The organism is Vibrio sp. 1402, assembly GCF_033340275.1.
Genome location: NZ_JAWOWE010000581.1, coordinates 1 through 549 on the forward strand (window position 1 = coordinate 1; position 549 = coordinate 549).

The following is a 549-nucleotide window of genomic DNA, read 5'->3' on the forward strand; positions in this document are numbered from 1 at the left end:
GATAAAGCCTTTCTTGCCGATGCCGGTTTGATAATCTGCAAGTGTGAAATCAATAGAGAAGAAGTGCTCTTGTAACCATTGCCAGAATGGAGAATTACCATTCGCATCAGAGACGCCACGCATCTCGGCAAAGATGGTTTTAGAGAAACGCTCTGGGTGCTCCGCCATCATAAGAAAGCGGCACTTAGACATCAGACGGCCATTTAGGCCCTGGCGATATTTTTCGCGTAGGAACAGCGTACAAATCTCACTGTTCCCCGTGTAGTTGTTGCCAAATGTCAGTAGTTTAACGACGTTATTTACGCCGAGTTTTGGCGAAGAGTGAACCACTTTACTGATGTGATATGAGTAGAACGGTACGTCCCAGCCAATAGATGCTTCGATTCCGGTGGTACCCGCAACCTCACCCGATTCAGAGTCAAAACCCACCATTAGGTAGCCTTCGTCACCGGGCTCGGTCACGTCGGGCTTACCAAAGCTGTACTCCGAGTGTTTGATTCGATTGGTTAACAGTTCTTCGTTAACCGGTAGAGATGTAAATCCGTGACC

The 549-nt window shown here is 47.9% G+C and carries 1 protein-coding gene; it reads right to left on the bottom strand.

Annotation, left to right across the window (positions count from 1 at the left end; genetic code table 11):
* Window positions 1-549 (bottom strand): arginine N-succinyltransferase (locus R7044_RS27365; protein ID WP_225456243.1); only part of this gene is annotated, 549 nt, incomplete at both ends.